Genomic DNA, 902 nt, shown 5'->3' with positions numbered 1-902 from the left:
TCATGAAGTGGTGAGGCTTTTGTCTATTCCAAATTTGGGCCCGAATTCGCCGTCCGAGCGAATGGCCGCCTCGCCGAGGGCTTCGGTGAGTGTGGTTATTCCGACTCTTAATGAAGAAATGAATTTGCCCTGGGTTCTGCGGCGCATGCCGTCCTATGTGGATGAAGTGGTCATCGTGGACGGGCGCTCCCATGACCACACGATCGACGTCGCCCGGGCACTGCGGGTCGACGTCGTTGTGGTGGCGGAACCCCGCAAGGGCAAGGGCATCGCCGTCCGCGCCGGCTTCGCCGCCGCGTCGGGGGACATCATCGTGATGCTCGACGCGGACGGGAGCATGGACCCGCAGGAAATCGGCTGGTTCGTTTCCCCGCTCCAGCACGACTACGACTTCGTCAAGGGCTCACGCTACGTCACCGGGGGCGGGTCCGAGGACCTGACCTGGCTGCGGAACACCGGGAACCGGGTCCTGACGGGCTTGGCGAACACGGTGCTGAGAAGCAACTACTCGGACCTTTGCTACGGCTACATCGCGCTCCGCCGGGAGTGCCTTGAGGTCCTCGAACTGGAATCGGACGGCTTCGAGATCGAGACGGAGCTGATTGTCAGGGCCGCCCGCGCCGGCCTGCGCATAGCCGAAGTGCCGAGCTTCGAACTGGACCGCATCTCCGGTGTTTCGAACCTGCAGACCTTTCGCGACGGATGGCGGGTCCTGCGCACCCTGGCAAGGGAATGCACCACCTGGGAAGCGCCGACCGCGGGGGCAAGGCCCGAATCCCTCCGACGGGTGAAGTACACCTACCCGAATGTCCGTTTCGCCCGCACACCCACCGATCCGCAAAGCGTCATCACCATGGCGAAAGGAGCCTAAAGTGCTCGACTTCAATTTCCGGCCATCCGCG

Annotated in this window: 1 protein-coding gene; it reads left to right on the top strand. The window is 63.3% G+C overall.

What is annotated here, in order from left to right; translation table 11 throughout:
• The first annotated feature begins 61 nt into the window (after window positions 1–61).
• Window positions 62–871 (top strand): glycosyltransferase family 2 protein, encoded by an 810-nt coding sequence (locus QK291_RS18985; RefSeq protein ID WP_282384406.1) that lies wholly within the window; start codon window positions 62–64, stop codon window positions 869–871.
• The last annotated feature ends 31 nt before the right edge of the window (window positions 872–902 follow it).

This window comes from Arthrobacter sp. AL12, from assembly GCF_029960645.1.
Taxonomy (GTDB): Bacteria; Actinomycetota; Actinomycetes; order Actinomycetales; family Micrococcaceae; genus Arthrobacter.
The sequence above is the reverse complement of the archived record's forward strand: the minus strand, read 5'-3'. Positions and strand labels throughout refer to the sequence as shown.